Raw genomic sequence first — 13,774 nt, 5'->3', positions numbered from 1 at the left:
CACAATGCGTCGGAGTGGGGCGGGTAGCGCCGTTCCGAAGTTCAGGCGAGTTGAGGCAGCGGAGACATGGCGCCCATCCGCAATGAGTCGCCAGCCTGTTTGGAGCGTGCCATCGCCCGCTTCGGCCGGCGCCGGGCAGCTAGTAAAGTGTCCTTCGGTAGGCTTGTTCCAGGTCTTCGTCCATCTTGCGCATTTCATCCCCGTCCCGCGGTGCCCCTGTCGTCTCATCCAGAATGATCCTTATCAGCGAGGGCATCTCCGTGCGGTCCTGGAAATGATCCGGGCTCCACAGGCGGGACCGTCTGAACGCCTTGGCGCAATGCATGAAGACTTCGCTGACGTTGACGATGATCGCGAGTTTCGGGAGACGATCGGCAACGCTCATGCTCGTCAGCAGTTGAGGATCATTGGTCAGACTTGCCCGCCCGTTGACGCGCAATGTGTCGTCGAAACCGGGGATAAGAAACAAGAGCCCGACATTCGGGTTGGCGATGATGTTGCTTAACGTATCAAGACGATTGTTGCCGGGTCGATCCGGGATCGCCAGGGTGCGCTCGTCAAGAACCTTGACGAACCCCGGAGGGTCGCCGCGAGGACTGACGTCAGCCTTTCCCTCCGAACTTTGCGTGCCGATGCAGAAGAATGGCGAGCGCCGAATGAAATCCTGCGCGTGCTCGCCAAGCGAATTCTGACACTTCACGATTGCCAGAGCATGGGTCGGCTCGAACAGCGCCCGAAGCGACTGCTCATCGGCGATGGCAAAATCTGGATTGAGTTTTAAGTCCGTCATGATCCCCTCCCGAAATCCCTCTCATCGCATGGCCGAACTGCAGGTCTGGAATTCAGACCTCGCAAAGCTCGTCTCCGCCCGCAAGCCATGGTTATGATGTACGTACCTCAGAAGATATACACGAGTTGGTATCCGGGATCAATGCGGGATCGAGCCATCGGATTGCAGCTCAAGGGCGACTGATGACGCGTTATCAGATGTAATCACGTTTCAGAGAGGGCAGCCGTCGCGGAGATCACCTCCGTGTGCATGACATCAGTGCCGTAAGACTGTACATTCCATTCGAAGCACTTGCCGTTTACTCGGGTTTTGTCACAGATGTCCTCTTCGCCCACTACCAGACGACTGATGGCAATCCTGACGACGGACGTTGTCGGTTATTCGCGCATGATGGAAGCCGACGAAGAAGGAACACTGGCAAGCCTTAGCCGCTTGCAAGAAGAGATCCTCAAGCCTCGAATCCTCAAGAGTGGCGGTCGGACAATCAAAGTTATGGGTGACGGCCTACTTTCGATCTTCGATAGCCCGGCCGTCGCCATCTCGACGGCGTTACAGGTACAGCATCTGCTGGCAAGCGAGGCTGTAGGTGCCAGTGGCACCGATGCTCTTCGAATTCGAATTGGTATAAACTACGCCGAGGTCATGATCACTCAGGACGATGTGTTCGGCGACGGCGTGAATGTTGCGGCGCGCCTCGAACAATACGCGTTACCGGATGGCATCTGCATCTCAGAAACAACGCACGACATCCTTCCAGAGGAATTGCAGCGGCTGTTTGTAGATGGAGGACTGCTACATCTGAAAAATATTTCCAGGCCGGTGCGTGCATGGCATTGGCCTCGCACTCCCACGATAGTGCAGTCAATTCGAACTGTCGTCGCCGTCCTTCCCTTTCAAAGCGCAGATGAAGCAGCGAACGAGTTCCTCGTCGACGGCTTTACTGAGGACATCATCTCCGGTCTGGCAAGATTCAGGAGCCTGTCGGTGATTGCGGTGTCCTCAGCGTTTGCGTTCCGTGATCGCTCGGAGGGTTTAAAGGAAGTTGGGCGCAAGCTCGCTGCCAACTATCTCGTGACAGGCAACATGCGTCGGTCGGGAGACGAGGTTCGGATCACGGTGCGGATGATCCAAGCCGACACGGAGCGGTTGGTCTGGTCTGAGAAATATCAGCGGCAAGCGGCAGATATTTTCGGCATCCAGGACGAGATCGTGAAAATGATTGTCGCAAATCTCGTGGGCCAAATTGAAAGCTGTGATTATCGAGAGTCCCTCCGGCGGCCGCCGGCCAGCCTCGCTGCTTACGAATATTATCTGCGAGGGCTCGTGCATCTCAGAGGCTACGAGCCGGATGACAACGTCAAGGCGGTGGAGATGTTCGAAGCAGCGGTTGCCGGCGACGGAGGCTTTGCACTGGCACACGCTCATCTTGCGTTGGCGAGGATAGCGGTCGGCGGCTATGCCAACGCGCCGGAGGCTGTACTTCGCGACGGGATCGCCCTCGCTCGTCATGCCGTAAAGTTGGACGAGGGAGAGGCTGGCGCCCATCGTGTACTCGGGCTCGCTCACCTTTACTTGAAGGATTTTGACAACTCCGAGAGAGAATTCCGCTTGGCATATAAGCTCAATTCCAGTGACGCCCATGCATTGGTCCAGCTCGGCGGACTTCTGGCAAGACGAAACCGTGTAGAGGAAGCGCTTCCCTTGGTCGAAGAAGGGATGCGACTCAACCCCTACCCGCCTCACTGGTATCACGCGGTTTTGGGTAATCTTCTCTATTTTAAGGGCGACTACGAGCAAGCCCTAGCGGCGCTAAAGCAGCTACCGAACCCCGGAAAGTATACGAGCACCCGAATGATCGCCTGCTTGTCGATGGCGGGCCGCTCCCGCGAGGCTGCCGCACTTGCCAAAAGCGTTCGCGAAAATCATCCAGATCTGACGATCGGAGAGTTTTTGGCGCGAGGGATCGTGGTTGAAACCGCCGAACAGACTGAGAAGTTCAGACAGGGCCTGTTGGGAACGGGATTGCCGGAGTGATAGGACGCTGAGGCCACGTCCAGAGGCGGGGGAGTATGGCCATGCCATGAGCAAGCTAACAGCCGCCCACTCGTCTCTGGGAAAACGGAGTCAGTCCGGACAGGAATGATCAGGCAGCGCGCTCGCAGAGACGGGGCGGTCCGTCGGTGGTGCTTGGATACCGGACGCGGCCGTCCCTGACCAGCTTGTCGAGGCCTCGGGATAGCACGTTGCCAAGCTGGCCAAGTCATGGATCGTCCTCGGTCAACCCGATCTGCAGCGCGACCTGCTAGAGCGAGATTGTTTTAGGTCTGTTCATATCCGGCTTCCCTGAAGTAGCTATGGCCCCGGCGTGACGTCCGACGTCTGGAACACTTCCTCCATCTTTCGGTCGATGACGACATCCCGGTATCGGCGATCGACGACGTCCAGGGCCGACGCTTCGTGCTTCGTGAAGGTGTAGTCCTTTCGGGTGAGAAGCGGAACCGCCGAACCCTAAGCGGGTTTGAGAGCCGGTCGCTCGGCTGGTTTTCACCCCGAAAACCGCTGTCTCCTGTTAAGCCGGGCGGCCGCCCCGGCTTAACTGGTCGACGGTCCTCTTGATCGATGTTGCAGATCCTTCAATTGGAAGAGGACGAAAGCTCACCTGCTTCACCGATGCTTGCAGCGCCCGCGCCCGGCTTGCAAATCGATCACGGCCTCGAGGCTATTTCCAAGAATTTTTGCCAATATTCTCTTTTCCGTTCAACACGCTAACAGACTTCGGGCCTGTATTATTCCAGGTATCACACACCGCCTTGCCCGCGTCCCTCCCCCCCTTCCAGGTACGGCAGAACGTGTTGCCAGAAATGTGCCACACGCCGTCAATTGAGATTACATCTCCGGAATCGAGTTTAACCTGACCATGTGCGGTGCCGTCCTTGAGTACAGAAAGCTCCCCACTGTAGCCCTCTTTTGGGCCGCCCAGCGCAATCACTTTGCCGTCTGAAAGCAGAGCCTGAAGCTCCTTTCCTATCATCGCGGTAGCAGCAATAGCTTGCGTTCCGAGAAACATCACAGATAGTCCAATCAGTATAGTTCTATGCATTGGCCGATTTCTCCCATCTTTGTCAAGCACAGTTTCTATCCGACATATACGAACCACAAGTCATCTCTTGTAATTAGCTACAACCCTCCTTGCCGAAAAAGCGAAGTCGCTCGATAATTTGATAGTTGTCAGCAGATATCTGGGGAAAAGTTAGTTCATGGATTATTGTTTTATTGAAAACCTATGATTTGTGTTCGAAATAGTTTTTGCGGCGCAATTAATTCGCCAGCCCAGAAAACACCCCCTTTCCTGATCCCGCTCCAGCGGGGTTTTTCTTTTCTGAACTCAACAATCGTCGAGCAAGTACAGATTAATCCAAGCATTGGTGCGGAAACGCACAGGAACCTTTTCGACCAATCGTTGTTTTGACATCAGGATCGTACAGGTGGCCCCAATCCCGGGGCCGTCCGCCATCCCTTCCTTCCTGTACGATCCGTCCTTTCCAGATTGCCCCGTTTCGGCGGGGCTCCTTTTTTGATCTGCGGCGCGAGCAAAGCGCAACCAGCCGGTTCCGCCGAGAAACAAACCTCGCCGAGAGTTTGACAGCCGGACCGCGCGGAGCATGATGCCATCCCTGTAGGCGGTAGCCGTCCCACTTCAGCCCGTTGCGTCGGATCTGACGTTCGCCCAAAAGACCCTGGAGGGGGCGCTGACATGGCCGCTCGTTGCTGGCGCATTGATATGATGGTGGACCGGGGAACGCGGGACGTCTGGGCGTACAAACGTGATCATTCGATCCGAATGCCCAGAGCGGCCGCTGTTCGAAGGAACGAAGTGGGTATTTCCTATCTCGCACCGGCGAGTGGTTCCATCGTCAAGGAGGTCGGCAACAGCCGCAAGAAGGTCGGAGACGGACTCGATCATAAGTGAACAGCATGATCTTCTTCACCAGCGACACCCATTTCGGCGACTCTCGCGTTCTTCGCATCGATCGGCGACCATTCCCTGATATGGCGACCCACGATGTCGCCCTCATCAGGAACTGGAACCTGATCGTCGGGATCGACGACGAGGTTTGGCATTTGGGCGACTTCATGTCATCGCGTGCGGGCGATTGCGACGCGCTCCTCGACCGCCTGCACGGCAGGAAACATCTCATTGTCGGCAACAACGATTCAGAGGAGACGACCGGTGCATCGGGCTGGAGCAGCGTCCAGCATTACAAGGAGTTGACCTTGGACGGCTACCATCTGGTGCTGTGCCACTACGCGTTTAGAACCTGGAATAAGATGGGCAAGGGCTCGGTCAATCTACACGGACACTCCCACGGTAGGCTGAAGCCGGTCCCCCGTCAGTTCGATGTCGGCGTCGATGCGCGTGAACTCCAGCCGGTCCGGCTTGACGCTCTGCTTGCCTCGACCCGCCGAAAGGCCAACGCGCGGCGAGCTAAAATGAACGCGACCTGAGCTTTGCGCGCTTTCTTGCCGCAAACTCCAAGTGGCACTTGCCTGGTTGCCCTCGATTTCGAGCGCCAGCCGCTATCGGCGGTTCAAGGGACGGGTCCTTTTGGAAGACGCGCCGGTCAGGCCGAAGAATGCATCGCGGCTTCTCAGGAAAACTTTCAGCGGGTTGGCGCGTTAACATCGCGCGCCCAGAACACGAGGACCGCTGATGACCAAGGGATTTCGATTCGATCTGCTCGCCAAAGGCGGTTATGCCGCGCGCGGCGTTGTCTTTTTTCTTGTGGCCGGGCTTGCTCTCTTCTCCGGCCTGGCGGGTGGCCGGCCGGAGACGAAATCTGCGGTTTCGGCACTGCTCGGGCAGCCGCTCGGTCGCGTTTGGGTCGGATTGATCGGGCTCGGCCTTCTCGGTTTTGTCGCCTGGAGGTTGGCGCAGTCTCTAGCCGATAGCGACGGCCATGGTGGCAAGGCAAGAGGATTGGCGATCCGATCCGCACTCTTCGGCAGCGCCATCACCTATCTCGGGCTTGCCGGATATGCACTCGGCAAGGCTCTTTTCATGGGCGGCAGCAGCGGAAGTTCCGGTGAGAAGGATCTGGCAGGATGGATCATGTCGCAGCCCTTCGGCTCCTATCTTGCGATCGCCGTCGGAGCTGGCTTCGTCATCGGCGGCTTCGTGACGGCCGCCAAGGGCATCACCAGGAAGTTCGAACGCCACCTTCGGATATCTGATCAAAAGGGTATTGTGGCATTGGTATGCATCTACGGTCTTGTCGCCCGCGGCGTCGTGTTCGCGATTACCGGGGTCCTTTTCGCCTATGCGGGTTTCAGGGTGGATCCTGGACAAGCCGGCAGCATGGGCGACGCCTTGGAATGGCTCCGCCACCTTCCGCTGGGATCCTTTCTGTACGTCGCCGTCGCCGTGGGATTGGCGGCTTTCGGAATTTATAATCTTGTTGAGGCAAGGTACCGCATCGTTCGGAGTCCTTCGCTAGCGGACGCTAAGCGTTCGATCTCGATGGCGGGTTCCTGACATTACTTTTCCTGTGCCAAGGTGCCGTTATGCGGAGGTCGAGCTGGCAGCTGGAACTTCAATGTCGATAAGCAGCCCTTCCTCCGACCAGGTTTTCTCGAGACGTCCTTGAAGCTGCTTTTCAACCATTGCGCCGACGATCACCGTACCAAAACCCCGCTTGGCCAATTTGGGTGGAGTGGGGGCGCCTACCTCCTGCCAGCGGATGTTAAAGCCGGCCCCGGACGGTCCGGGCTTCCAACTGATCGAAAGCCTGCCTTGCGCAGTCGCAAGCGCACCGTGATGGGCTGCGTTGACAGCGAGCTCATGGAGCACGAGCGCAAGAGGCTGGACGACCGGCGCAGGCATTTTGAGATCCGGCCCGCTAAAAAAGGCGCGGGTGGCCGCGAATGGCGCCACCTGCTGGCGAATGAGTTCCTCAAGAGAAATGCTTGTCCATCTTCGTGCAGCAAGCAGGCTATGCGCACGGGCGAGCGCCTGCACGCGGTGTTGGATGGCGGCGGCGTAAAGCGCGGGGTCTTCGGCGTTGCTCAGGCGGACGATGCTGTCGACGATCGCCAGGACATTCTTGGATCGGTGATCGACCTCCATCAGCAGGCGATGTTCGGAGGCTTCCAGTGCCTCGATCCGCCGGTACTCCGTCATGTCGATTTGCGACCCGAAGAAATACAGGATCCTTCCGTCATCACCATGGATGGGACTGAGATGCAAGCGGTTCCAGAACTGCTCTCCGCTGCTCTTGTAATTGAGGATCTCGACGGTGATCTCGCGCTCTTCGGCGATAGCGGCACGAATTTCGGCAACGGCGATCGGAGACGTAGCAGGACCTTGGAGGAAACGACAGTTGCGGCCTAGTATCTCCCTGGCCTCGTAGCCTGTCAGTTCAAGGAATGCCTTGTTGGCGAGCACGATCGGCAGATCGGGCTTGCGCGCATCGGTAACGACCATCGGCATCCTGGTGCGTTCAAATGCGATCGCTGCCAACTCTTTGCGATCGGCAGAAGCTGCTTTTGAAGATGCGGAGGGCAAATCCCCGTGGAGTTTTTCTTTGGTATGGGCTGTCATGCTTGTACGCTCACAAAGTCGTCGGCTGATAACGTAGCTCGTGTATCTTTGTTTCCGAGACAGTTGCATGGCTCAAGCGATCGCTACTCCCGAGACTTGCCGGACAACGTGTCACGGCTGCGGCCTTTGCCAACGCCACGCCGTCCGGTATAAATCAGGAGGAGGCCTTTCAGGCTTGCAGGCCCTGAAGGGATCAGACGCAGCATATGATCATGAAATTCTTTTCCAATTCCAGCCGCTCCCGGGAGCGCTTTCTCGAAGCGATCCTCCAAAGCGCGATCGAGTATGCGATCATCTCCATGGATCTCGATGGCCTGGTGACCACGTGGAATGAGGGCGCGCGCCGGATTCTCGGATGGGATGCGGATGAGATTGTCGGCCAGCCCGCAGCGGTCATTTTCACCGAGGAAGACAGGCAGGCCGGGATTCTCCAGCTGGAAATGACTGCCGCTTTGACCGAAGGTCACGGCAATGATGAGCGCTGGCACGTTCGCAAGGACGGCTCATTGTTCTGGGCGTCCGGTCAGATGATGGCGTTGACATCGGACGACGGCGAAGTCGAAGGTTTCGTGAAGATCCTGAGAGATCGCACCGAGCAGAGAGAGAATGAGGAACGGCAGCGCATCCTGATGCACGAACTCTCTCACCGCATGAAGAATACGCTGGCCGTCGTTCAGGCCATCACCAGCCAATCCTTCCGAAACGCCAGCTCTCTGGAGGATGCGGAGCATTCGATCACGGCACGCATCAATGCTTATTCAAAGGCGCACGACATTCTGCTTCAGCAGAACTGGCTGGGCACGAGCATGACGACAATCGTCGAGGCGACCGCGATCAATCTTGGACTTGAGACGTCAGGACGTTTCAATGCGAGCGGTCCTGCGGTTGAATTGGGTCCACAGGCGGCCCTTTGCTTCTCCCTGGTGCTGCACGAACTCGTCACCAACGCCAGCAAGTATGGTGCGCTGTCGGTAGATACAGGGACGGTCGAAATCGAATGGTCCGTACGCGATGAGGCGGGCGACCAACGCCTGAAATTCACTTGGCAGGAGGTTGGAGGCCCGGCGGTGGAAGCTCCGAGCAAGAAGGGGTTCGGCACACGCCTCGTCAGTTCCAGCCTGTCCGCCTTTGGAGAGGTCGCACTTGATTATGCGCCGACAGGGCTCATCCTAAGACTGGATGCGCCGCTCCAGAAGCTGCAGTATAAAAACTATTCAGACGCTGAGGAATAATTTGACTACGAAGCTAGGCCGCAGGCGCGGCGAGGCACCCCGCTCGCACCGTAAGTGATGCGCGCACCAATTTCTTTTATGGTATCACCGGCATCATGCCCGGCATGGCTATGCGCCTGACCGGCATCGGGTCGCAGTATTTGTTTGCCTTCACGGATGCCGACAAGAATTACTTTGACGGCACCAAGACCTACAAGGTGACGTTGCCGAAAGACATCCCGGAAACGAACTTCTGGTCGTTTACGCTCTACCACAACATGACCCGCTCGATGCTCGACACGCCACAAGGCCATCCGCGCGCCGGCAGCCAGAGCTTCCCCTCGCCGGCAGCCGAGGCTGCGGCGGACGGCTCCACGGCCGTCTACTTTGGCCCGACCCAGCCCGACGGCGTTGCGCGGGGCAACTGATCCAGACCGACCCGAAGAAAGGCTGGTTTACGCTCCTGCGCCTCTACAGCCCGCTTGAGCCATTCTTCACCAAGGAGTGGCGTCCGAGCGAGATCGAGTTGGATGGCCGCTGGCTGTTGAAGGGTGGCGCCTCTCCACGCTCTGCGGGGGCGCCGCTCGAGCGAGTGTACGTTTTTGACCGAACTTCTGAAGGGCGGCTGCATCGGACGAAAGTCCATTTCGGGTCGCCCGAAGTTAGAATAAAGCGGGACTGATCGCCCATCATCATAACGAAAAGATTTATTGTTGGCCGAATGAGGGATCTGGAATGCTTTCCTCTTCAGACAAGGATCGGAGGGACGTTCGTCATTTCAGCGAGCCGTTGGTTTCGGTGGTCATCCCGGCGTTCAATGCTTTCCGCTATATTGAACGCACTCTTCGATCTGCCGGTCGCCAGACCTACCGGAACTTGGAGATCATAGTCATCAACGACGGCTCTACCGATGATACCGCAAAGGTGGTCGAGCAAGTGGCGCTGGAAGATTCCCGGATTCGCTTGCTGTCCACGCCAAACCGCGGCGTTGCCGCAGCAAGGAACACCGGCATCCAGGAAGCAGCAGGTTGGTTCGTCGCATTTCTTGACGCGGACGATCTCTGGCACCAGACAAAAATCGAAAAGCAGGTGAATGCGCTCAAGTGCTTATCCCCACAGTGGGCTGCGGTTTATGTGCTGCATTACATCATCAATAGTCACGACGAGATCCTTCGCTCCTGCCGGCCCGATGTCGCGAGAGGATATATCTTCGCCCGGCATCTGACTTTCAAATATGTCGGCAATGGAAGCGCCCTTCTTGTCCGTCGGGATGTCGCGCTCGAGATTGGCGGGTTTGACAGCTCATATGCAGCGGCAGGAATTGGCGGCTGCGAAGATCTCGATTTCGAGCTCAGGCTGGCTGCGCGCTATCATATCGAAGTCGTGCCTGAACGGCTCGTTGGATACAGGCAGTATCCCGGCAACATGTCGTCCAATCACCTGCAAATGGGCCGAGGCGCTCTGGAAGTTGTCAGGCGTTCGCTGGCCGCAAATGCTCCGCTTCCAAAATACGCAACGAAAAGCGCAACCAACGCCACCCAGAAATATGCATTTTGGGAATTTCGACAAGCCAGGAACACATATCTGTCACTTGTGACCATTTGGTCGATAGCACGAAGCGAGCCAGGTTTCATCGTTCGACTTGTACTCGATAAATCCCTGCGCCTGATACAACACTGTCTTCGTCTCGTGACCACAACAGCGAACGGTCAAGCTCCACCGCGAATGAACAGGTCGAAATTCGACCAGCAAATTGTCCCTTCCCCTGTCGAACGACCGGACGAGACCGAGCAATTTCGACGTCACCTGATGCGACTGGCAGCGGTGGATGCCGAGCTGAGTTCAATGCTAGAACCCCTTGCGAAGGAGTTCGCTCCGGCGGCTATAAATCACAAGCCCCGTCTCCGCAGCCGGACGCTAGAATCAGACATTTGAGCCGGCATCCCAGCGGTGGTTTCGTGGAGGCCAGAGGGCGGCCGTTGCAAGCCGCCCGCAACGTAGCTTCGATTATTTCGCCATTGCGGCTCTAGCCGCCTCGATTTGCGCCTTGACGGCGTCGAGATTGAAGCTCGCTCCTTTCTGCATCGGCGGGAATTCGATGGCGGTTTCCGCCAGCTTCCCGACTTCCTGCTGGACAAACACGAAGCGCCAGAATTGGAACATGAACCATTCGTTGAAATACCCCTGTGCGCCGTCCAGCGTTCCGTTTGCCGGCGTGCCCAGGCGTTCGAAGGGATCGAGGCGCAGGTTCGTGATTGAGGGCGCGTCGACATGCTCCTTGGCTCCGAGCCAGCCATTCGGCTGCTCGATAAAGCGATACTTGTAGTCATCAATGCGCACCGCGCCCAGCGTGCTTTCGCCAAAATAGAAGATCTCGTGGCGCTTCGACGGGCCTTTGCCAGTGAGCAGATCTAACTGGTTGTAGCCGTCGAGATGGTTCTTATAGGTCCGGTCTCCGATCTGCTTTCCCTTCAACAGTTCGTCCGTGATGTTCGGATTTCCGGCAGCGGCCACGAAAGTCGGCAGCCAGTCCAGTCCGGAGATCAGGCCATTCTCCACAGTTCCGGCAGGAATCTGGCCGGGCCAGCGAATAAGCGCCGGCACGCGGAAGCCGCCCTCGTAGATCGTACCCTTCTGCCCTCGAAAGGGTGTGTTGCCGCCGTCCGGCCAGGTGAATGTCTCCGTGCCGTTGTCGGTCGTGAACAGGACGATGGTATTGTCGTCGACGCCTAAATCCTTGAGCTTCTGCATCACCAAGCCGACGTCGTCGTCGAGTTGAGCCATGCCGGCTTCCTGGAGCGACCAGCCATTCTCCGCAGTCCGCAGCGCCTCATACTTGGGCGAAAGATGAGTGATGACGTGCATGCGCGTGGGATTGAGCCACAGGAAGAAAGGCTTGTTCTCCGCCTTGGCCTTCTCCACGAACTTCAAGGCTTGGTCGCGGATCTCGTCGTCCACCGTTTCCATCCGTTTCGGATAGAGCGTGCCGGCGTCTTCGATTCTCTGCTTGCCGACCTTCCCCCAGCGCGCATCTACGGTCGCGTCGTCTGTTGTCGTTGCCCAGCTATGGACCATGTTGCGCGGCCCGACCTTGTCCAGCAAGTCCTGCGGATAGTTGGGATGGGCGGGATCTTCCATTGCGTCGAGGTGATAGAGATATCCGAAGAACTCGTCGAACCCGTGAACCGTGGGCAGGAACTCGTTGAGGTCGCCAAGATGGTTCTTGCCGAACTGGCCGGTGGCATAACCCATGTCCTTGAGGGCGGTCGCCAACGTCACGGCTTCCGCCGGCAGGCCGGTCTTGGCACCTGCCTGCCCGACGGTGGTCATGCCGGTACGGATCGGAAGCTCGCCCGTGATGAAGTTCGCCCGGCCCGCCGTGCAACTCGCCTCGGCGTAATAGTCGGAGAACAGCATGCCCTCGGCGGCGATCTTGTCGAGGTTCGGCGTACGGCCGGCCATCAAGCCGCGGTGATATGCACCGATGTTCCACATGCCAATATCGTCGCCCATGATGACAACGATGTTGGGTTTTTGCGCTTCTTGTGCCTGCGCCGGGACAAGCGCGCCCCAGAGAACGGCCGAAGCAGCCAATGCTCCGATGCCGTAGATGATCCTGCGATACATTTGACTCCTCCGTTGTGAATTCCGGCCGAACGACGAACCATCCGAACGCACGGCAGCAAAATTCAACGAGCGCCGCAGTCGCGTATTCACTCTGAATTCAATCGAAACAACTGGAGCAATTTCAGTTTCGGACGCCCTTCAATTGGGAACGGCACCGCCCAAGCGTGAGGTCCCTCGGTTTGCGAAAGGAGGCTCACAGCGCGCAACCTACCAAACGGCGGCCCGTCGCGATATTGTACCTTGGGGCAGCCATGGCCGTTCTGCAATTTTCTTGAAAGGAAACAGACATCTCTTTCGACACTCGCTGTTCGCGAGCCGATAGCCGGAAAGTTGGCGGTAGAGCAGGTCGCCTGAATTCGTGTGACTAGGCGCCACGATATCGGCGGATGCAATGGCGGCTGCGAGGCGTTTGGGGAGCACCCAGCACGTCAGGGCATGGCGAAACCAACATCATTGAGATCTCCACGCGACACGAAGAGACTTGTTCTATGCCCACGATTGAGGAGCATGGCCGGTTGAAGCGTATGAAAGACCAGGCACACGGATCAACGGCATTCTTCCGAGCCGGACGAGGGAAATAACATGGCGAAAAAAGGCCACGATCCTCGACACCGAACCCAAGATTTACCGTGAAGGTGCGAGCGGCACATCACCAACCATTTACCTCGCAAGACGCGTGCTCCATCCGCTGGCATTGATCGGTAAATCATCAGGGAGGTTCTGACTGGAGTTGGGCAACATGCTGAACCTCCCTGACGTCCTTTCAGCAAGGATCAGGAGAATCTAGGCCGGATCGTGCCGGGGGAAAGCCGGACTTAAGTCCGGCTGGCGACGTCAGGACACGCTGCTCATATTAGGTCTGAGGCAATATGAAGGTCCGTGGAGGGGCGGACAGGAGGAGAAAATGAAGTTCGGCCCCGATAACTACAATCACGAAGAGCGCTGCTCGCAAGGCCATAGTTCGGCATCCACGATCGCCACAATCGAAGCAGCCCTTTCCGCCGATCCGGATATCGACAGCAGTGCCATCGAGATCAGGATGCTCGGCCCTGTCGTCCTGCTCGAAGGCTTTATAACCAAGGCTGTGGACCGCGACAAAGCCATCTCGCTTGCTGCGATGATCGTCGGCTGGGAGAACGTCCAGGACCGGATGCTCAGCCGTTTTCCCACGCAATAGCCAGGCGAATCTTACGCTAGAGCCTTTCCGGATTAGATTGCAGCATTCTGTTGGCTCAAACGGAGTCGGATGGTCGACCGGCCGGCGCGTGTCGTAGCCCAGTTCTACGGCCAAGCCGGCCGGTCGATCAGCCGGCCCGTTTCAGCCAACCCGAAGGGCCGGGCATCTTTACGTCAGGGCAAAGGCGATCGGCTCGGACGTGCCTGGGGGTATGCCCGTCGCCAATCGCCTTTGCCCTGACGAAAACCTGCTCCGGCAGAATGCTGCAATCTAACCCGGAAAGGCTCTAGGACCAAGGTCGGAGCGGCCCCGGCCTGAAGTCCCACACCTGGAACACTTCCTCCATCTTGCGGATTGTCTCCTCAGCGGAA

At 57.7% G+C, this 13,774-nt stretch carries 10 protein-coding genes and 1 pseudogene; 7 read left to right on the top strand and 4 right to left on the bottom strand.

The window, feature by feature from the left end; translation table 11 throughout:
• Window positions 1-139 precede the first annotated feature (139 nt).
• A complete protein-coding gene (locus BS630_RS00440) occupies window positions 140-790 on the bottom strand; it encodes a pyridoxamine 5'-phosphate oxidase family protein (RefSeq protein ID WP_077975758.1) in 651 nt (216 codons plus the stop codon).
• A 348-nt stretch (window positions 791-1,138) separates the two neighbouring features.
• Here BS630_RS00440 and BS630_RS00435 point away from each other — a divergent pair, with 348 nt between their 5' ends.
• Complete coding sequence (locus BS630_RS00435) at window positions 1,139-2,824, top strand: adenylate/guanylate cyclase domain-containing protein (RefSeq protein ID WP_231285164.1); 1,686 nt, start codon at window positions 1,139-1,141, stop codon at window positions 2,822-2,824.
• Window positions 2,825-3,509: 685 nt separating this feature from the next.
• Here the strand turns inward: BS630_RS00435 and BS630_RS00430 are convergent.
• Window positions 3,510-3,890: a hypothetical protein gene (locus tag BS630_RS00430; protein ID WP_077975757.1), complete on the bottom strand. Its 381-nt coding sequence runs from the start codon at window positions 3,888-3,890 to the stop codon at window positions 3,510-3,512.
• An 875-nt stretch (window positions 3,891-4,765) separates the two neighbouring features.
• Here BS630_RS00430 and BS630_RS00425 point away from each other — a divergent pair.
• Window positions 4,766-5,296, top strand: a complete 531-nt coding sequence (locus BS630_RS00425; RefSeq protein WP_077976266.1) for a metallophosphoesterase family protein — start codon at window positions 4,766-4,768, stop codon at window positions 5,294-5,296.
• 205 nt (window positions 5,297-5,501) lie between these two features.
• Entirely contained in the window at window positions 5,502-6,323 is an 822-nt protein-coding gene (locus BS630_RS00420) for a DUF1206 domain-containing protein (RefSeq protein ID WP_077975756.1), read from the top strand.
• Between the two features lie 27 nt (window positions 6,324-6,350).
• Here the strand turns inward: BS630_RS00420 and lov are convergent, their stop codons facing one another.
• Window positions 6,351-7,388 (bottom strand): blue-light-activated histidine kinase, encoded by a 1,038-nt coding sequence (gene lov / locus BS630_RS00415; RefSeq protein ID WP_077975755.1) that lies wholly within the window; start codon window positions 7,386-7,388, stop codon window positions 6,351-6,353.
• A gap of 206 nt (window positions 7,389-7,594) precedes the next feature.
• On the opposite strand from lov, the gene BS630_RS00410 reads away from it, so the two are divergent.
• From BS630_RS00410 to BS630_RS00400, 3 genes and pseudogenes are all read left to right on the top strand, one after another.
• A complete protein-coding gene (locus BS630_RS00410) occupies window positions 7,595-8,620 on the top strand; it encodes a sensor histidine kinase (protein ID WP_077975754.1) in 1,026 nt (341 codons plus the stop codon).
• 41 nt (window positions 8,621-8,661) lie between these two features.
• A pseudogene (locus BS630_RS00405) lies at window positions 8,662-9,128 on the top strand (DUF1214 domain-containing protein); the annotation flags it as partial.
• A gap of 206 nt (window positions 9,129-9,334) precedes the next feature.
• A complete protein-coding gene (locus BS630_RS00400; protein ID WP_077975753.1) occupies window positions 9,335-10,534 on the top strand; it encodes a glycosyltransferase family 2 protein in 1,200 nt (399 codons plus the stop codon).
• Between the two features lie 72 nt (window positions 10,535-10,606).
• On the opposite strand, the gene BS630_RS00395 is transcribed toward BS630_RS00400, so the two are convergent.
• Window positions 10,607-12,226, bottom strand: a complete 1,620-nt coding sequence (locus BS630_RS00395) for an arylsulfatase (protein ID WP_077975752.1) — start codon at window positions 12,224-12,226, stop codon at window positions 10,607-10,609.
• Between the two features lie 904 nt (window positions 12,227-13,130).
• Here BS630_RS00395 and BS630_RS00390 point away from each other — a divergent pair.
• Window positions 13,131-13,403, top strand: a complete 273-nt coding sequence (locus BS630_RS00390) for a BON domain-containing protein (protein WP_017959395.1) — start codon at window positions 13,131-13,133, stop codon at window positions 13,401-13,403.
• Window positions 13,404-13,774 lie beyond the last annotated feature (371 nt).

The sequence above is a fragment of the Rhizobium laguerreae genome (genome assembly GCF_002008165.1).
Taxonomy (GTDB): domain Bacteria; phylum Pseudomonadota; class Alphaproteobacteria; order Rhizobiales; family Rhizobiaceae; genus Rhizobium; species Rhizobium laguerreae.
Note: the sequence above shows the minus strand (reverse complement) of the source record. Positions and strands in the feature narration are given on the sequence as shown.